This is a genomic window from Microcoleus sp. OTE_8_concoct_300 (assembly GCF_031383065.1).
Lineage (GTDB): Bacteria > Cyanobacteriota > Cyanobacteriia > Cyanobacteriales > Microcoleaceae > Microcoleus.
The window spans coordinates 20831-39087 of record NZ_JANMZH010000607.1 but is presented as its reverse complement, the minus strand read 5'-3'; the positions used below and the strand labels follow the sequence as shown (position 1 = coordinate 39087).

The window sequence follows — 18257 nt, the reverse complement described above, 5'->3', positions numbered from 1 at the left end:
TCGCAATTGCGATTGATTAATGCACTTAAGGATGAAGATAGTTTTGTGCGACAAAGTGCGATTGAGGCTTTGGGCAACATTGGGGATGAACGCGCAGTTCCAGCGCTGATAAAAGCGCTCGATGACGGAGATGACAAAGTGCGTTTGAGTGCGATCGAGTCTTTGCGCTGGATTGACAACAAAAAAGCGGTTGAACCTCTGATGCTTCAGCTTGGAAATTCTAATTGGCAAGTGCGCGAAGCTGCCATCAGAGCCTTAGGTAGGCTGCGGGATGATCGGGCTATTAAACCGCTCACCGATATGCTCAAAGATGAAAATAGCCAGGTACGCGAGCAAGCTATCTCTGCTTTGGGCAAGTTTGAGGGCAACCAAGATGTTGAACAGATAGTCGAGTTGCTTAAAGATAGTGATTGCAAAGTGCGTCAGGAAACTGCCTCTATGTTGGGTGAGGTGGGGGACGCGCGGGCAGTTGAACCGCTGATATCGGCACTGCTAAATGACTCTGACTTGTCTGTGCGTCGGTTTGCTGCGATGTCTTTAGATCGGATTGGTGACAAGCGGGCGATCGAACCACTAATCGACGCTTTTAAAAATGAGCAAGATAGCTACGCGCGTTCCGAGGTTGCCAGGGCTTTAAGCCGTATGGGCGATGAGCGGATAGTTGTACCGTTTATCAATGCTCTTGGGGATTCAGATATCCATGTCTACGATGCTGTTACTCATGCTTTGGGTGAGTTAGGTGATGCCCGTGCCGTCGAACCGCTGATCCAATTGCTTAAGGAGGGGTCTTTTCACGAGCCTCAGCAGGCAGTTAGGGCTTTGGCAAAAATTGGGGACGCGCGAGCCGTAGAGCCACTGATCGAAGCTCTGAAACAGCCTTGGCACATTACCCGTGAAGCAGCCGCAGAGGCTCTAGAGGAGTTGGGTGATTTACGGGCGGTGGAACCGCTGATTGAAAGGCTTAAAGATGAGGATGAAGGGGTGCGAAGGGCGGCGGCTCAAGCTTTGGGAAAGCTTGGCGATCGCCGATCGCTTTTACCGTTGCTTGATGCCCTCTCTGATAGTAGTTCCCTGGTACGTTTTTACGCCGTGGAGGCTTTAGGTAATCTGGGCGATCTCAGTGCAGTCGAGCCGCTCATTCCGCTGCTTAAACATAAAGGTTCGCGAATAGACGAAAGTGCTGCTACGGCTTTGGGCAATCTTGGGGATGCACGGGCTGTCGGGCCGCTAATCGAAACCTTCCAGGATAGAGATTACGGCAATGATGCTGCCCTTGAGTCTTTGGTCAAGCTGGGCGAGCCTGCCTTACTGCCCCTGTTTGAGGCCCTCAAGGATCAGAATAAAAACGTGCGGCGGAATGCTGTTGAAGCTTTGAACAAGTGTGGGGATGCACGGGCGATCGCACCGCTCACTTCTGTACTATACGATCAAGACCCAAACATAGGTTATGCGGCTCGCAACGCGATCGAGAGCATCCGCAACCGGAATCTTCTTTAAGCTCAACACCATTGTTAGGGTTAAAGTTGCACGCTCTTCTGCTTCAGCAAAGCAGTTGTCGGGAGTGCGATTGGGCAGCATTTTGCCGATCGCCCCAACTGGAACAAGTTCTTCAGGAATGATTTTAGTTGGTGCCAGATCCAAACTGTTATTGATACCCACAGCTTAAACAATTATCAATAAATTCGAGATGACCGCTGCAAAATTGCTAAACTAGAAAACAGACAGTAAATCCTATAGCAATCCTAAATCATTTGTGAACTTCTTACTCCCTCCCCTTAGTAAGGGGAGGGTTGGGGTGGGGTAAAAGATTTACAACTCATTTAAGATTGCTATATGTATCATTCCTATTTGAGGGACACAACGCATAGCAGTTATTGCTGCTCGCCCCTTGTGCTGCGGATTTTATCAATAAAGAATTCAGGGGTCAGGATTCAGAATTTATGCTGAATTTTCCCGGAGAACAAAAAATTTAGTAGTAATTATAATTCCTGAATTATAATTACTTAATATGACTCCTGAATTATGACTTTTAAATAGTTCTTCAATTGCGCTTTGCTTTAAACGGCTTTTACAGAAGTGGCGCTACAATCCAAACAAACAGTATAGCTTGATTCCATGAGAGAAATCATCCTCGAAAAGATTGTTTCAACCTTACAACCTTTAGATTTTGTTCTCGGTTTGTGGCAAGGAGGTTCAGCAGCCCACGGATACACCGACGAGTGGTCAGACCTCGATATTGCCGTTGTGGTTGAAGATAACTGCGTGCAACAAACCTTTGATATTGTTGAAAAAGCCATCGCAGAAATTGGCGAAATCGAACTCAAGTATCGAGTTCCAGAACCCGCTTGGCACGGTCAGTCGCAGTGCTTCTGGCGGCTCAAAGAAACCCCGCCGTTTTTGCTAATTGATTTTGCTGTTTTCCGGCGCAGCAGCCGCAACGATTTTCTGGAAATAGAGAGACACGGTAAAGTGCCAATCGCCTTTGATAAAGCTAATCTAATTGTACCTCCTCATTTGGATACAAACAAGCATTTTTCCCAAATGCTAGCCAGATTCAACGAAATTAAAATCCGTTTCGATTTGCTGCAACCTCTGGTAAAAAAAGAGATTTATCGCGGACATTTAGTAGATGCGATCGGCAACTATCACGATTGGACGCTTCTACCATTAGTCGAACTGCTGGGAATGATTTACCGTCCCCACAGATACGACTTTGAACTCAAATATTTTAGCCGAGACTTTCCGCCCGCAATAGTCGAGCGCGTCGCACCGCTTTTCTGCATTGCCAACCTTGAAGATTTGGCTGCAAAACAGCAAATAGCTGAGGCTTTTTTTGCAGAAACTTTACCGCTTGCAGAAGCTAACTTTTACTCTGAGAATACCCTAAAAGTACCGCAATAGGCTCAATGTTTCGTACCGAAAGCGATTAATATAGTAGCATCAACCTTAAAGATTAACATCCCATGACTAAACTCAGCGTTAACATCAACAGAATCGCCCTCCTCCGAAACTCTCGAAACATCGGTATACCCAGCGTTACCGAAGCTGCAAAAACAGTAATTGCCGCCGGAGCCCACGGCGTTACAGTCCATCCCCGCCCCGACGAAAGGCACATCAAAGCTGCCGATGTTTACGAATTAGCAAAAATGCTAACCGTCGAGTTCAACATCGAAGGAAATCCGTTTCAGCCGCCATTTATGGATATAGTTTGCGATGTAAAACCGGCTCAGTGCACCTTGGTGCCGGACGCTCCCGACGTGCTAACATCCGATAGCGGTTGGAATATTCCCAAAAATCGCGATCGGCTCTTACCAATTATTCAAAAATTAAAAGACAACGGCATCAGAGTCAGTCTGTTTATGGACGCAGATGCAGCTCTCATGCCACTAGCAAAAGAAGTTGGAGCAGACAGAGTAGAACTGTACACGGAACCCTACGCAACTGCTTTTCGCGAAGGTAAAGTAGAATTTATTTTTCAACAATATGTGTTGGCAGCTAAAGCGGCTCAATCAGCAGGTTTGGGAGTCAATGCCGGACACGATCTAAATTTGCAAAACCTAGCTAAATTTTGCTCGATTCCTGATATACTAGAAGTATCAATCGGTCATGCTTTAATTGCGGAAGCGCTAGAAATGGGCTTGTTCAACACAGTACAAGCTTACCTCAAAATCCTGTCAGGTTCGTAGTACAAATCAACCGTGTGGTCGGGCGGGTTTGGCACTGGTAAACTCGTTTATATCAGAGATACTAACTCGCATCCGTCCCGACAAACCCTACAAGATCAAAACTTACGCAAAAAGTGGTTTGACACGCTACGAATATGGTAAGGTGCGGTGTGTATGCCCCTACATAATTAGGCGATCGTCCAAACCTAAGTAACAGTAGGGGCCGTCACCCCTTGCTGGTGCTAGCCGTTTTCTAGTAGCAACGCTACTCCCAGAGCCTTGACACCGCGTTTTTTGGGTGTGGGCATTTTTTAGTAATATCCTCGGAGAAAGCTTGAATTTTCCTCGAGCAAATTAGTAATATTCTCGGATGATATTATGCCTAAGCAGTATCATTGAAATGTCCCGACAAACGCAGGCTACTACGAGAGCTCCCGCACTGCCAATTGGCTACCAGCAGCTTTTGTGCAAGTACGGGATATTTAGCTGTATCCTCCATACTGCTATAGCCGATCGCCAGATGAGATCCGGTGAAAACAGGCAAACACAAGTAACCATATACAACTCATTACCAATCGGAAGTGCGACATGAAAAAATTAATTTTACTGACTGGAATGCTACTCATGATGACGGTAAAATCCGTATTTGCCAGCCCTGTAGCCCCAAAAATTGCACCGAGCGAGCGGATGGCTGCCTCGGAAATTACAGAAACCTTTAACAAACCTGCTACTTCTGAATCAGTTCCTAACCTCGAACCGATCAAGCGAATGTCAAGCTCGGAAATTCGAGAAACCATCAACCAACCCACCACCTATATTTTTGAAGGCGTCAAAGGGCGGGAACTCACTCTCTCGCTGTGGGCGGGACAACTGACAGCCGAACTGTACAGTCCCAAGGGTGAAAATATGGGGGTTATTGAAAAAACAGACAATCAGTGGATCGGCCAGTTGCCAGAGTCCGGCATCTACCGCGTGCGAGTTACCCCGAAAGGTGAAACCAGCAGCTTTGTACTCGGACGCGACTTTAACGCCAAGTGGACTTATAGGCCAGATCGCGCAATTCCTATAGCATTCAGGGAAAAAGAAGCCACAATCAAACTCAAAATGTCCGGCTACCAAATCCAGCCCATCACGGTTCCAGGTAAGCAGGGACAGACAATCATGGTAACTGCTAGCAACAAAAATCTAGATCTGGCGATCGAATCTCCGTCGGGAGAACTCCTGGATCAAGGCGAAGGTCAAACTTTTGCTCAACTCCCCGAGTCTGGAATCTACCGGGTGATCGTAGTTGCCAACAGACCGATCAAGCCCTCGATCACAGTTTCAGTGCGATAGCTAAATTAAAGATGGCAAAAATACTGTCGCGCGATCGAATTAGCGCCGCCGAATTACAACAGCTCGCCCGATCGGGCGAGCTGTTTTTTGCTTAAAATCAACCTTGGATCAGCGCTTCAAAACGTTCTTGTTTCCAAATGCAGCTTAAATCCGGGTCAGCTAAAGCTAGTTCTCGGTATAAAGTAGGGATCAACTCCACAGCCCGCTGCAAATTGTCCAGGGCCAAATCAGCAAATCCCAGTAGCGCATAACAGCAAGCTTTATTGTAAAAAGCATTAGCAAAATCAGGATTTATTTCTAAGACTATTTCGTAGCAAGCAATCGCCTCGGAGTAGCAGCCTTTTCGCGCCAATTCCACACCCCGGTTGTACCAAATCAAATAATCTTCCAACGGACACTCAGATGTGGGAGTGAACTTGGCATTTCTGTTATTTAAACCTACTAATTTGCCCAAAGCAACTCTGCGTTCGCCCACAGCTTCGGCTCTGCCCGGTTTCAGAGCGAGCGATCGAGTAAAACTAGCCACTGCTTGTTTGTAAAGCCCCATTGAGTTGGCAGCTATACCGCGATTGTACCAAGCCTTCGAGTCGTCTGGGTTAAACTCGATCGCCCTGTCAAAACTGTTGAGTGCCAGATAGTAAAGCTTGAGTTCCAACAGAGCATTACCTCGGTTGTACCACGCCCAAGCAGCCTCCGGGTGCAAATTTAAAGAGCGATCGAAACTCTGAACCGCCTTATCGTAAAGCCCCATATCGATCAGCGTCAGTCCCCGGTTGTGCCAAATACTCGCCGCGCAGGGGTTGAACTCCAAAGCCCTGTCAAAACTGTTGAGAGCCTCCAAGCGCTGACCCAACTTTCCTAAAGCAATAGCCCGGTTGTGCCAGCCAAAGCTCGCATTCGGCTGCACCGCCAAGGCCTGATCAAAACTCTTCAACGCCTCTAAGTGCCGTTCTAAGTTCCCCAAAGCCATGCCTCGCCCGAACCAAGCCTTATAATGATCGGGTTGTAAATTTACAGCTTTGTTAAAGTTCGCCAGAGCTGCATGATCGTCGTTAGCTTCGAGGTGGCGCGAACCCAGGTGGTAATACCAAGCCGCTTCCAAGTTTTGAATTAAGTTCATAATATTTTGTATCTATCTTAGGGATGATTCTACCTGAAATTATAGCCGAGTAAAACTGTAATTCCACTAAAACTCTGAAAAATTTGATACAGGGCGATCGCCCGTACAAACCACCATTAACAAACTCAACCATTGTCTAGCGAAACAAACTATTTTACCCTGGAAAAATAGTTTTTAGGTAACCGCACTCATCGCTATTGGGAGCTGCTAGGAATCTCTTCTGGGCGTGAATCACCCAACTATTACCGCATCCCGAATTAGGTTTGCAGTTACACAAAGAGTGCTAGGGCGCCCAAAGTCCAACTGCAAATCTCATAGTGCGATGGCTCCAACTTCTGCTTGCCCAATTCAAGCAACCACAACCGCTGTTTTAGCATTCTCACTCAACAGCAGGCTGCCTCCAGCATCAATACTAAAATCCTTCCCCAGCACAAAACCCTTGCCCATCAACCGCTGGCAAACAATCAGCGCAGTAATCCGGCGAATTTCCTCCATCACGTCAGCAGGAATCAAATAACTCAAACTCCAGATCACGGACTCGCAGTCAGACCAAATCAAACGCTCCATACTGACAATCATCAAAGCAGCTACACTGTCAACAGACAGCCGCCCTCTGAGATCCGCAATCAAATCTTTACCAATTAAGCTATTGCGACTCATCATCGCTATAGCCATTTTCCCAATTTCTTGTTCGAGTTCTAAATGATTCATGCTTAGCACTGGCTTTTATATTTTTAAAGCACTAATCAGAGTAAAAACAGTAGCCCCTAGCAGCCTCTGCCCTAGCGTAGCTGACGCAGGCTCTACCGCAACTCCTTTTAACAAAGTATACCCAAAGAAAGATAAAAAATGTATCTAAAGGCAGATACAAAAATATTTTTTTTCTCGATTCGCTCCACGAAGCGCTAGAAGAGGTACTGGCAGCAGCGAAGGAGCGCATTTTTGCCCGCCGAGGCCCAGAGAAAGGTTGATAGAGTAAAGGATTTCTGAAGGTGGTACTTGAGACTCTCAGCGCTCTCTGCGACTTAGATTCTGGGTTCAACGAGCCGAACAGACTCAAAAAGCCCCTGACGTTCAACATTGATGTTGGTTAGAGCTTCAAGCACCCGCTGCGCCCGTTCATCTGCTGGAAGAGAAACACACAAAGGGGTAGTTCGCTTTTTGAATACCGACCTTTCCAGCGATCGCCTGATTTATGTCATCCACACGTTTGGGTTGAAGTTGCCCAGAACCGATTCTTAGTTGCCCGCTACTGAATTGATATTTTAGCCTTGTTGCTAAAGTATAGGTTGAATTTGCACGCCTTCTGGGTTCCTCTCAAATCACTTTATGCTTGTAAGACTTTCGTCTCTGCTGCTAACCATTTGTAGGCTGTTTATTAGTCTAGTCCTGATTATTATTGTGTGGTCATTTGTTGAAGCGTCTGAGGTTTTAGCGGAGACGGTTACATCGCCTCAAACTTGTAGGGTTGGGGTTTATGTTGCATCTCTGCATGACTTAAATTTACCGGAGAAAAGATTTAGTTCAAATTTCTACTTGTGGAGTGTCTGTCCCTCTAAGGAGTTGCAGCCTCTGAAAAGTATGAAGGTTCTGAATGTTGAAGACTTTAAACACTTCAAAGCATCTTATGACAGCACTTTTAAGCGTAAGGATCTGCCTAAGTGGTTTTATCCCAACGAGGACGTTTACTGGTCAGGGCGTAAGCTCCGGGCAACTCTCTATCAAAGCTGGAACGTTAGCAATTTTCCCTTCGATCGCCACACCTTAACGATCGCGCTTGAGGAAACCGGCAAAAATTCATCGCAGTTCGTTTATACTCCCGATTTTGATAACTCTGGGTATCAAACAAAGATGGCTTTAGACGGATGGAAAATTACCAGATTCAAAATTGCAGAACAAAAAGTTTTTTATGCCTCAACTTTTGGTAATCCAGAGCTGGTTGTACCACAGGACAGCTACTCTCGATTGGTAATCTCAATTGACATTAAACGGGTTAAATTATTCAGTTTTTTAAAGCTCACGATTGGGGTTTACATTGCCTTCGCAGTTGCCATGCTGTCTTTCTTCTATGACTCCGATCAGACAAGTCTAGCAAGTCCTAGAAGGGCAATCTATATCGGCGCATTGTTTGCGGTGTTACTGAATATGCGGATACAGGAATCCGTCTTGGGGCGCACTGAGGACTTAACCCTAGTAGATCAGATTCACATTGTCACCATTCTCTATGTTTTTGGTACTGGCGTTGTGTCGGTCTACTCTCGACTCACTTCTGAAAGTGGTAAAAAAAAGCTGGCAATGGAGCTCGATCGTCGCGTTTTCTTTAGGCTATTCACCCTCTCGTTTGTCGTGTTTAATGTAATTGCGATCGCCTATGCTATCATTGTGGGGTGATACTGAGCCATTTACTTTTATCTACAATTCGGGGTGTCACTAAACACATTGATTGCAGCCTTGAGATTGCTACTATGTATTGCAGCTTACTCTTAAGTGGGGTCATGGTTGTGCGCTCAAAGACTTGTAAATTTGTCGCTATTTTGTTCCTGGGTATCAGCGCATGGCTACTTATACAAATTCCAGCCGTTTTAGCAGCACCTGTTAAATCTCCTCAAACTTGTCAGGTGGGGATTTACATTACGTCTTTACGGGGTTTTAAGTTTGCAGACAAATCATTTACAGCTAACTTTTGGGTATGGAGTGTCTGCCCTTCCCAAGATCTAAACCCTCTGGAGAGTATGGAGATTATTGACTCTTTAGAGTCTGAGACTATCAGCAACAGTACACTCCAAAAGGAAAACCGCTCTGGCTCATTTTCTACAAAAAGAAATGTCTACTGGTCTCAGCGTGAGATTAGCGCTGTTTTGTATCATAGCTGGGATGTCCAGAACTATCCGTTCGACCGCCATACCCTAAAAATTTATTTAGAAGAAGCCGTTCAAGATGCCTCCGGATTTGTTTATACACCTGATTTTAAGAACTCTGGTTACCAGCGCGATCTGAAGCTAGGAGGATGGAAGATTACGAATTTCACTATCCAAGAGGAAAACATTGCTTACCAGACAACTTTTGGCGACCCAGAGCTAGTTGCTACAAAAGGGGTCTACTCTCGTCTGACTGTTTCGATCCCAATCCAGCGGGTCAAATATGCAAGCTTTTTTAAGCTGACTACCGGGGTGTACGTCGCTTTCGCTGTGGCGATGCTATCTTTCTTCTATGAAACTGGACAGCCTAGTTTGGTTAGTGCCCGGACGAGTTTACTGGTGGGTTGTTTGTTTTCGGCATTGGTCAATATGCGGGCATCAGAGTCGGTTTTGGGGCGCACGGAGAGCCTGACGCTGGTCGATCAAATTCATATTGTCGCGATCGTCTATGTCTTTGCAAGCGCTCTTGCCACCGTTTTTTCCCGATTAACAACAGAAGGAGGGCAAGCAAAGCAGGCAATGTGGGTAGACCATCTTTTGTTTCGCGTCTTTACAATTTCGTTTATCGTTCTGAACGCGATCGTCATCTCCTATGCGGCGATCATAGGTTGATCGGCAATTAATAAATTTTCTGCAAGAATGAATCGTTAGGTGGTAAGATCGGAGGTTAATTAACAAGATTACAACTGGATTACCGATCGCGCTTAGTTATTTCAGTTACAATCAACCGCCAGAGTAAAGTTAGCTTCTTTAAACTTGCGATTGGAGTTTATGCGGCTGTTGCACTCTCAATAATGGCACTGCTGCTGTTGTATGAAGATTTTAGCGATCGAATAGGCATTTTTGTGGGTACTTTGTTTGCAGTTGCTGGCTCATTCTTTGTTCTTAATATTGTTGTCATTTCTTAGGCGGCGATCGTGGGTTAGATATAAACGTAAATACTGAAAAGATTAGGAATAATTTAGTTTTTGATCCTTTGGCAATCCTGTGCTAACCTTGAACCAGTTTTTAGTCTAAAAATCTTCAGTCATCCTAATAAAAACTTATCATTACAAGTGCTAATTCTCCTCTTCTATGCTGGGAAAGACCTCTACGCGATCGACAGTTCGTACATTGTTGAGGTAATTCCACGAGTCAGTCTCAGAAAGGTGCAGCACGTACCAGAATACGTGGCTGGTTTATTTAACTACCGGGGAGTTGTTTTGCCAGTGATCGACCTGTGCCATTTGATCCAAGGTACACCGAGTCGATCGCACCTCAGTACCCGCATCATGATCGTCAAATATCCCCGCCCAAACGAATCGCTACAATATGTAGGGTTGATGGCAGAGCGGGTGACGGAGACCCTAAGTATATCAAACAAAGATATTAGGGATTCCAGCATTCGGGTTGAGGAAGCACCCTACTTAAGCGGTACGATTGTCGATGAAAAACGGATTATTCAATGTGTCCAGCTTGAGCGACTTTTCAGCGATGAGCGACATAATTACTTGCTGATGGGTGAATAAACTTAATCAAAATGAGTGTTAATGGAGAATATGTTGAACAAAATTATTAACCGTCTAATACTGGGCTTCTCGCTTCCAATTATTTTCCTGATTGTGCTGGGAATAATCCTGTATTCAAGCACTGCCCACTTAATCAAAGTGCAAGAAGACTCAAGGCGGCTTTCTGACGCTTATGAAAATACGAATGAGTTTGCTTACCATGTCGCTAAAATCATTGGTACTACTCGAGGGTATGCGCTCTATCCTAAAGACCAGTCTTACCGAAAGACTTACGATGAAGCTCGAAAAGCCATGCTTCAGAAGAAGCAAAATTTAGCAAACGTTAGTGATTCGCAGGCTCGCACGGTGATTAACGAGATGATTCAGCTTGGTGAAGAGGACGATCGCGTTGCGGCGGGTGTTTATCCTCTCGTTGATGCTAATAAACTGGACGAGGCAAAACAGGAACTTTCAAAGCCTCGGCTTGGCAAACTTGAAGAATTACGCACTCAAGCCGCCACAATCCTTGGGGATCGACTCAATCAGAATCTACAAGAGGGCGAGCAAGCCAAGAATTTTGAGACCTTAGTGATTATTCTGGGAACACTGTTGACGCTGCTGGCAACCGTAGCGATTGGCTTGTGGGTTGCTTTGCCCATTCGACGACAGCTTCCAAGAGTGGTGCAAGCAGCAGAGCAGATTGCTGATGGAAATTTACAACAAACAATTGAGTCGAATCCAGATGGTAGCGAAATTGGGCAATTAATGACCGCGTTTCACAATATGTCCAAAAATCTGAACTCGCTAATTCTCCAGATGCAAAAGTCTGGAGTGCAGATCGGCACTTCCGCAACTCAGATTGCAGCAGCCGGTAAAGAGTTAGAAGCCACTGTTACAGAACAACTAGCTTCAACCAATGAAGTGAGTGCAACCTCGCAGCAGATTGCCGCCACTTCTAGAGAGCTAGTCAAGGTGATGGAGCAGGTTGCGCTGATGGCGCAGTCTACAGCAATGGCTGCTGGTACCAGTCAAAATGACCTGAACCGGATGGAAACGGTGATGCGCCAACTTTCGGCTGCTACCACCTCGATTGCGACCAAACTTGGGGTGATGAATGAAAAGGCAAACAACATTAACAGTGTTGTGACGACCATTAATAAGGTTGCCGATCAGACCAACCTGCTGTCGCTAAATGCGGCAATCGAGGCAGAAAAAGCTGGAGAATACGGGGCGGGTTTCGCGGTTGTAGCACGGGAGATCCGCCGATTGGCTGACCAAACCGCCGTCGCCACTCTGGAAATTGCCCAGATGATCAAAGAGATGCAGTCGGCAGTTTCTACTGGCGTAATGGAAATGGATAAGTTTAATAAATCTGTTGTTGATAGCGTTGCCGATGTCAGCAAGATTAGCGATCAGATTGCTCAGGTAATCCAGCAGGTGCAAGGATTAACGCCACGCTTTGAGCAGGTGAGCCAGAGCATTGAGGAGCAATCGATGGGATCACAACAGATTAGTGAAGCGATGGGGTATTTGACTCAAGCATCTCAGCAGACGGTGGACGCTTTACGGGAGACGAACAGTGCTTTAGGGCAGCTTGATGGGGCGGCACATGGATTACGATCGGAAATTGCTCGATTCAAAACCGCTTAGGCTTAAAAATGGTACTATCTGCGATCGCGACATTACTGAGCCAAACTATAGGCTTAGACCCCGATTCAATTGGCTCTAACTGGATTGCCAGAGCAGCCGAAAATCGTCGAGTCGGCTGTAAATTGCCTGACCTGGAGAGCTATTGGGCACGCTTAAAAACCTCCGCTTCAGAATTACAGGAGCTGATCGAACTACTGATCGTGCCGGAAACCTGGTTTTTCCGGGATGGCAAACCGTTTGATTACCTGAAAACCTACGTCACCTCGGAATGGCTGCGGTCGCCAAACCGCAATCCGCTCCAACTGCTGAGTGTTCCATGCTCGACTGGCGAAGAACCTTATTCACTGGCGATCGCCCTACTAGAAGCGGGTCTGCTTCCGAAACAGTTCGCGATCGATGCGATCGACATTAGTCATCGATCTCTGGCAAAGGCAAAGCACGGAGTCTACACCAAAAACTCCTTTCGCGGCGATGCTTGGACAGGGCGAGAGCGCTACTTTCAGCAAACGGCGGACGGCTACGAACTATGCCAGCCCGTTAGGGGACTCGTCAATTTTCAGCAGGGGAATGTGATGACCTCCCTTACACTCATTCAAAAGCAATACGACATCATCTTCTGCCGCAACTTGTTGATATACCTAAAATCAGAAGTTTGCTCACAGGTATTAGCAGCGATCGATCGCCTACTCATACCAGGAGGGTTACTGTTTGTTGGAGCCTCTGACACTGGAAAAATTGTCGCAGACCAGTACACCTCTGTCCGTCAGCCTTTCACATTTGCTTATCGAAAGTCGAAACCCTCGCTGACCCAACGGGCACCCCTCAATATTACTCAACTGACACAAGTGCCATCTCAACTAATAACTCCTCAAACCATTGCCAAGCAATCTTTAGGGGTGAAAAATTACTCTGCGCCAGACACTCAGCAAATCAAAGAATCTGATTTATCTGCAAGTTCAAAGGATTTAAGCCCTGAACCCACATCGTCTCTTGATTTACAAACAGTGAAAAAGTTAGCGGATGACGGGCGAGATGCAGAAGCACTCACCCTTTGTAACTCGTATCTTGTTCATCACCCAACGAGTGCGGCTGCCTACACTCTCTTGGGAGAGCTGTATCAGGCCCACCAGCAGAATGCCCAAGCAGAGCGATGTTTTCAACGTGCTATATACTTGGAGCCAACCTCTTATGAAGCGTTAGTTCACCTCGCCTTATTGAAGGAAAATCAAGGCGATACAGTAGGGGCAAAAATCATTCAGCAGCGAATTCAGCGCTTGCAGCACAGTCTCAAAACAGAAGCTTAGAAGGGGAAACCTGATATGTTCAAAAATCTATCCATGCAGGCACGCCTCATCTTCGCGTTCATGTTCATGGGGCTTTTGGTGCTGATTGTGGCGTTGGTGGGTCTAAGTGGCAGTTCTCGCTTGAGTAAGCACATCGACACCCTAGCCAACAATAGTGTGCCTAGCATCTCCGGTTTGTGGAAAATCAACGAAGGACAAACCCAGATTGAGTCGTCAGAACGGGGCTTGCTGGATATCAATCTAAGTAAGAATATGCGACAGGCAGAAATCGATCGCATGGATAACGCCTGGAAGCAAATTCAGGAGGGGTTTCAGCAGTACGAAGCAACTCCTAAGTCGGACGCTGAACAGAAGGCATATAAAGACTTTGTGGACAAGTGGGATGCGTGGAAGAAAGCCCATGAGGAATTTTTGAGGCGTAATCTTCAGTTCGAGAGACTGGGAGTTTTCAATCTATTTGAAAATTCAGCGGGGAATGCTGGTGCGGCGATCGCTGCCTACAAAGAGCTTGAGAAGCAAGTTCAGGTAAACCGTCAACCCTTCACAGACGCCACCAATAAACTTTTGGAGGTGTTGAAAATGAATCAGGATTTGACAGCGGAAACAGAACGTGTATCGGCGAAAGATGTTTCTCAAGTCGGATTTTGGGCATTTGTGGCAATCATGATCGGTCCGGGAACTGCCATCTTATTTGGCATTTTCTTTAGCAATACGATCGCCAAACCTCTAGGAGCCAAAATAGCAGGAGTCGTTGACATTGCCCAAAAGATTTCAGCCGGAGACTTAACCAGCCAAATTTCCCTCGCTGACCAGGAAGATGAAGTTGGTCAATTGCAGAATGCCTTTTACACCATGAACAAAGACCTGAATGCCCTAGTCAACCGCATTCAAAAGTCAGGTAATCAAATCACCAGTTCTGCCGACCAAATTACGGCGTCTGGAAGAAACCTGGAAGCAACGGTTTCAGAACAGGTTGCTTCAACGAATGAAGTGAATGCAACGGCTCATCAAATTGCCGCGACATCAAGGCAATTGGTGAAAACAATGGAGCACGTTGCGGCAATGGCTGAACAGACAACAGTGGCAGCAGGCAACAGTCAAGACAATCTGAACCACATCGATGCTGTGATGCGCCAGTTGCTAGAAGCTACTCAGGTAATTTCCTCCAAGCTGGAAATCATGGACAAACGAGCTAACAATATCAGCAGAGTGGTGACAACTATCACGGTTGTGGCAGATCAAACCAACTTACTTTCGCTCAATGCAGCACTGGAAGCCGAGAGAGCCGGAGAATACGGCGCAGGTTTTGCGGTTGTGGCGCGGGAAATTCGACGGTTAGCCGATCAGACTGCTGTTGCAACTCTAGAAATTGAGCAAATGATTAAGGAGATGCAATCGGCAGTTTCTATTGGTGTGATAGAGATGGATAAGTTTACGAAGTCAGTTGTTGATAGCGTCGAAGATGTCAGCAAGATTAGCGAACAAGTTGCCCAAGTCATTCAGCAGGTACAGGGATTGACTCCACGCTTTGAGCAGGTAAGTCAGAGCGTAGAGGAACAATCCCAGGGCGCGCAGCAAATTAGTGAAGCGATGGAGCATCTGAGCCAAGCTTCTCAGCAGACAGCAGGCTCGTTGCGAGAAACCAATTATGCCTTAGAACAGCTTGACGAAGCTGCCCATAGCTTAAAGACAGAGATTGCTCGATTCAAAGTGATGGCGTAAAAGTTGAAAATTAAGAAATTGAACAATGGCAAGTTATTTAAATACGGTATCCATACCAGACGATTCTGAATTTGACCAGTCAACCCTGAACGATTGCTGGAATCAGATTGGGGTAATGGGCGATCGCACCTGTGGCGAACTGAAGACCGTTATCCACTGCCACAACTGCAAGGTTTACTCTGCTGCCGGACGCAGCTTGCTAGAGCGAAATACTCCACCTGAGTATCTCAAAGAATGGACAGATATCTTATCAGAAGCTTCCACACAGCAGGTTGGAGCGGGAGAAGGGACGCTAGTTCGTGCCACAGATACCCTTTCTGTGATCATTTTTCGGCTCGGTAACGAACGATTAGCATTGCCGGTCAACATCCTGCAAGAAGTGACTCCGCCTTACCTTATTCATACCGTCCCTCACCGCAGTAACTCTGTATTTTTGGGGTTGATCAACATTCGGGGTGAAACGCTGCTCTGTATTTCGCTCAGAGACTTACTCGGTCTAGAGCCTGTTGTAGAATCAGCAGATTTTTCTAATACGATTAATCCGCAACGCATGATTGTTGCTGGAAGAAATGAGAATAAATGGGTCTTTCCGGTAGATGAGGTTCATGGAACCTACCGCTTCCATCTCAATGAGTTCAAAGATGCTCCGGTGATCATTTCCAAAGCATCGGAAGCTTACACCAAAGGGGTCGTTACCTGGCAAGACAAGAAGCTGAATTTTTTGGACTCCGAACTATTGTTTTACACCCTAAACCACAAGGTTTTTTGACTATGAGCGATGATTCCATGCTGGAGCTATTTCGTCAGGAAATTGAGACCCAAATCTCTATTCTGAATCAGGGACTGCTGACCCTAGAAGCTAACCCCCAATCAGATCAGGCACTGGAAACGCTGATGCGGGGAGCTCACTCGATTAAAGGTGCGGCTGGGATTGTTTCTCTAGATGCCGTCGTTAATCTGGCGCACTGGATGGAAGATTGTTTTGTGGCAGCGCAGAGCCAGATCATTACGTTAGGCTCAGACCAGATTGATGTGTTACTGCAAGGCGTTGATTTGCTGCAAGCGCTTAGTGAGGTCAGTGAAGTTGAGCTACTTGAATGGTTAGCCCAAAAAGGTGGAGAGTTTGATATCTGTTATGCTGCGATCGCGGCTCTGCTACCTCCAGATTTTAGCGATCGTCGAGCAACGTCCTTGGTTCCACTCGATCAAAACTCAGCGCTGATCCAAAGCGCTGGTCAGGAAATTGCCACGGTTGAAACGATCGCCATCCCAACGGATAGGGTGGTGCGAGTCACGGCAGAAAATTTGAACCGGATTATGGGGTTGGCGGGTGAATCGCTGGTTGAGGCAAATTGGCTGCAACCTTTTGCAGATTCTTTTACCATGCTCAAAGCTCGTCAATTAGAGCTTGCCAGACTTCTGGAAACAATTCATACCACATTAGCAAACACTCCAATTAATTCAGAAAGCCAGGAAGTTCTGGACACGGCTCGACGTAAAGCCCAACAATGTCGGGAAATTCTCACTGATCGCTTGGGTGAACTAGAACTATATGCTCGTCGCACAACGAACTTGAGCGATCGCCTTTACCGAGAAGTGATTGCCTCCCACATGCGTCCATTTGTTGATGGAGTACAAGGCTTTCCTCGCATGGTTCGTGACCTAGCACGACGATTGAATAAGCAGGTCAAGCTAGAGATTGTCGGTCAGTCAACCCAGGTCGATCGTGATATCCTCAAAAAACTGGAAGCACCCCTGACTCACATGATTCGCAATGCGGTCGATCACGGAATCGAATCCCCCGCAGAACGAGTGGCAGCAGGCAAACCGATGGTGGGAACAGTTCGTCTAGAATCATTTCATCGTGGCGGTATGCTGGCAATTACCATTTCCGATGACGGCAGAGGAATTGATCCCGATCGGATGCGCCAAAAGATTATTGATCAGAATTTAGCTTCACCCACAACGGCTGCTCAACTTACTGAAGCTGAAATCATCGAGTTTCTGTTTTTACCTGGATTTTCTACAGCCGAACAGGTAACTGAAATTTCAGGTCGTGGTGTGGGATTAGATATTGCAAAAAGTATGGTGCAAGAGGTTGGTGGAACGATTCGTGCCACATCTCAATTCCGAAAGGGTACTAATTTTCACTTTCAACTTCCTCTAACGCTCTCGGTTGTCAGGACGCTAATTGTCGAGATTTCTAATGAACCTTATGCCTTTCCTCTGGCACGGGTGGATCAGATAGTCAAACTTGACAAATCGGACATTCATGTTGTGGAAGGTCGTCAATATTTCACTAAAGATGATCAAAATATTGGGTTGATTGCTGCTCACCATATTTTGGATTTACCGGAGGCTTTATCCTCTGATGATGCACTCTGTATAGTTGTACTCAGCGATCAATCCAACGCTTATGGCTTGGTTGTAGACCAGTTTATAGGTGAACGGGATTTAGTGGTGCGTCCACTTGATCCGCGTTTGGGTAAAGTTCGGGATATTAGTGCCTCTGCTCTAATGGATAATGGCTTGCCTGTTTTAATTGTGGATGTTTCCGATTTGGTGCGATCCATTGACAATATGCTCAACAGTGGTCAATTGAGATTTGTTGACGTGAATAAAACAAAAAAAAGAGATAATCAAAAACGCCTTTTAGTTGTGGATGATTCCATTACTGTGCGCGAAATGACCCGAAAGCTACTGCAAAATCGAGGCTACGATGTGGATGTTGCCGTAAACGGAATGGATGCTTGGATAGCCATTCGGAGCAATCATTACGACCTTGTATTGAGCGACATCGATATGCCTCGCATGAATGGCATTGAACTTGTCAAACAAATCAAAGACCATCCCAAATTCCATTTGCTTCCGGTGATTATTGTGTCATACCGCGATCGCGAAGACGATCGCATTCAGGGTATGGAAGCTGGGGCAGACTATTACATCGCTAAAAGCAGCTTTCATGACGACACACTTGTCAATGCGATCGTTGACTTAATTGGCAAATAGCAAACTGATCAAATTGGCTAAGGATTAAGGTTAAAAGCTTGGATTTT

General features: G+C 46.2%; 16 protein-coding genes. 12 read left to right on the top strand and 4 right to left on the bottom strand.

Translation table 11 applies throughout. The annotated features are described in order from the left end of the window. Positions 1-1497 (top strand): HEAT repeat domain-containing protein (locus tag ACUVJL_RS28020; RefSeq protein WP_445248838.1); only part of this gene is annotated, 1497 nt, incomplete at its 5' end. Here ACUVJL_RS28020 and ACUVJL_RS28015 read toward each other — a convergent pair. Then, positions 1420-1659 carry a catalase gene (locus ACUVJL_RS28015; protein ID WP_445248837.1) on the bottom strand — a complete coding sequence of 80 codons (240 nt, stop codon included), beginning with the start codon at positions 1657-1659 and terminating at the stop codon, positions 1420-1422. The two genes, ACUVJL_RS28020 and ACUVJL_RS28015, sit on opposite strands and share 78 nt — an antisense overlap. 456 nt (positions 1660-2115) lie before the next feature. Between ACUVJL_RS28015 and ACUVJL_RS28010 the strand changes: the two genes are divergently transcribed. Both ACUVJL_RS28010 and ACUVJL_RS28005 read left to right on the top strand, forming a co-directional pair. Beyond that, positions 2116-2901, top strand: a complete 786-nt coding sequence (locus ACUVJL_RS28010; protein WP_445248836.1) for a nucleotidyltransferase domain-containing protein — start codon at positions 2116-2118, stop codon at positions 2899-2901. 62 nt (positions 2902-2963) lie between these two features. Next, positions 2964-3686 carry a pyridoxine 5'-phosphate synthase gene (locus ACUVJL_RS28005; protein ID WP_445248835.1) on the top strand — a complete coding sequence of 241 codons (723 nt, stop codon included), beginning with the start codon at positions 2964-2966 and terminating at the stop codon, positions 3684-3686. Positions 3687-4047: 361 nt separating this feature from the next. On the opposite strand, the gene ACUVJL_RS28000 is transcribed toward ACUVJL_RS28005, so the two are convergent. Continuing rightward, complete coding sequence (locus ACUVJL_RS28000; RefSeq protein ID WP_445248834.1) at positions 4048-4209, bottom strand: hypothetical protein; 162 nt, start codon at positions 4207-4209, stop codon at positions 4048-4050. Positions 4210-4253: 44 nt separating this feature from the next. Here ACUVJL_RS28000 and ACUVJL_RS27995 point away from each other — a divergent pair, with 44 nt between their 5' ends. Beyond that, positions 4254-5000 carry a hypothetical protein gene (locus ACUVJL_RS27995; protein ID WP_445248833.1) on the top strand — a complete coding sequence of 249 codons (747 nt, stop codon included), beginning with the start codon at positions 4254-4256 and terminating at the stop codon, positions 4998-5000. A 97-nt stretch (positions 5001-5097) separates the two neighbouring features. On the opposite strand, the gene ACUVJL_RS27990 is transcribed toward ACUVJL_RS27995, so the two are convergent. Further along, on the bottom strand, positions 5098-6120 hold the full coding sequence (locus tag ACUVJL_RS27990; RefSeq protein WP_445248832.1) for a tetratricopeptide repeat protein: 1023 nt from the start codon (positions 6118-6120) through the stop codon (positions 5098-5100). A gap of 348 nt (positions 6121-6468) precedes the next feature. After that, a complete protein-coding gene (locus ACUVJL_RS27985; protein ID WP_445248831.1) occupies positions 6469-6831 on the bottom strand; it encodes a hypothetical protein in 363 nt (120 codons plus the stop codon). 870 nt (positions 6832-7701) lie between these two features. Here ACUVJL_RS27985 and ACUVJL_RS27980 point away from each other — a divergent pair. The 8 genes from ACUVJL_RS27980 (at position 7702) to ACUVJL_RS27945 (ending at position 18210) form a co-directional block, all read left to right on the top strand. Further along, positions 7702-8511 (top strand): hypothetical protein, encoded by an 810-nt coding sequence (locus ACUVJL_RS27980; protein WP_445248830.1) that lies wholly within the window; start codon positions 7702-7704, stop codon positions 8509-8511. A 74-nt stretch (positions 8512-8585) separates the two neighbouring features. Then, a complete protein-coding gene (locus ACUVJL_RS27975) occupies positions 8586-9650 on the top strand; it encodes a hypothetical protein (protein ID WP_445248829.1) in 1065 nt (354 codons plus the stop codon). Positions 9651-10093: 443 nt separating this feature from the next. Beyond that, the gene (locus tag ACUVJL_RS27970; RefSeq protein ID WP_445248828.1) at positions 10094-10546 is read left to right on the top strand and encodes a chemotaxis protein CheW; all 453 of its coding nucleotides are present in this window, start codon (positions 10094-10096) and stop codon (positions 10544-10546) included. A gap of 30 nt (positions 10547-10576) precedes the next feature. Further along, positions 10577-12175, top strand: coding sequence for a methyl-accepting chemotaxis protein (locus ACUVJL_RS27965; RefSeq protein WP_445248827.1), 1599 nt, complete (start codon positions 10577-10579; stop codon positions 12173-12175). 8 nt (positions 12176-12183) lie between these two features. Then, a complete protein-coding gene (locus tag ACUVJL_RS27960) occupies positions 12184-13479 on the top strand; it encodes a CheR family methyltransferase (protein ID WP_445248826.1) in 1296 nt (431 codons plus the stop codon). Between the two features lie 15 nt (positions 13480-13494). Continuing rightward, positions 13495-15201 (top strand): methyl-accepting chemotaxis protein, encoded by a 1707-nt coding sequence (locus ACUVJL_RS27955; protein ID WP_445248825.1) that lies wholly within the window; start codon positions 13495-13497, stop codon positions 15199-15201. Positions 15202-15580: 379 nt separating this feature from the next. Then, on the top strand, positions 15581-15970 hold the full coding sequence (locus ACUVJL_RS27950; RefSeq protein ID WP_445248840.1) for a chemotaxis protein CheW: 390 nt from the start codon (positions 15581-15583) through the stop codon (positions 15968-15970). Positions 15971-15972: 2 nt separating this feature from the next. Beyond that, complete coding sequence (locus ACUVJL_RS27945) at positions 15973-18210, top strand: hybrid sensor histidine kinase/response regulator (protein WP_445248824.1); 2238 nt, start codon at positions 15973-15975, stop codon at positions 18208-18210. Positions 18211-18257 lie beyond the last annotated feature (47 nt).

Coding starts and splice junctions, on each gene's coding strand:
- ACUVJL_RS27945 (WP_445248824.1), top strand. CDS start 15,973: ATGAGCGATGATTCCATGCTGGAGCTATTTCGTCAGGAAATTGAGACC.
- ACUVJL_RS28005 (WP_445248835.1), top strand. CDS start 2,964: ATGACTAAACTCAGCGTTAACATCAACAGAATCGCCCTCCTCCGAAAC.
- ACUVJL_RS28010 (WP_445248836.1), top strand. CDS start 2,116: ATGAGAGAAATCATCCTCGAAAAGATTGTTTCAACCTTACAACCTTTA.
- ACUVJL_RS27985 (WP_445248831.1), bottom strand. CDS start 6,831: ATGAATCATTTAGAACTCGAACAAGAAATTGGGAAAATGGCTATAGCG.
- ACUVJL_RS27980 (WP_445248830.1), top strand. CDS start 7,702: ATGAAGGTTCTGAATGTTGAAGACTTTAAACACTTCAAAGCATCTTAT.
- ACUVJL_RS27990 (WP_445248832.1), bottom strand. CDS start 6,120: ATGAACTTAATTCAAAACTTGGAAGCGGCTTGGTATTACCACCTGGGT.
- ACUVJL_RS27975 (WP_445248829.1), top strand. CDS start 8,586: ATGTATTGCAGCTTACTCTTAAGTGGGGTCATGGTTGTGCGCTCAAAG.
- ACUVJL_RS27960 (WP_445248826.1), top strand. CDS start 12,184: ATGGTACTATCTGCGATCGCGACATTACTGAGCCAAACTATAGGCTTA.
- ACUVJL_RS27965 (WP_445248827.1), top strand. CDS start 10,577: ATGTTGAACAAAATTATTAACCGTCTAATACTGGGCTTCTCGCTTCCA.
- ACUVJL_RS27955 (WP_445248825.1), top strand. CDS start 13,495: ATGTTCAAAAATCTATCCATGCAGGCACGCCTCATCTTCGCGTTCATG.
- ACUVJL_RS27995 (WP_445248833.1), top strand. CDS start 4,254: ATGAAAAAATTAATTTTACTGACTGGAATGCTACTCATGATGACGGTA.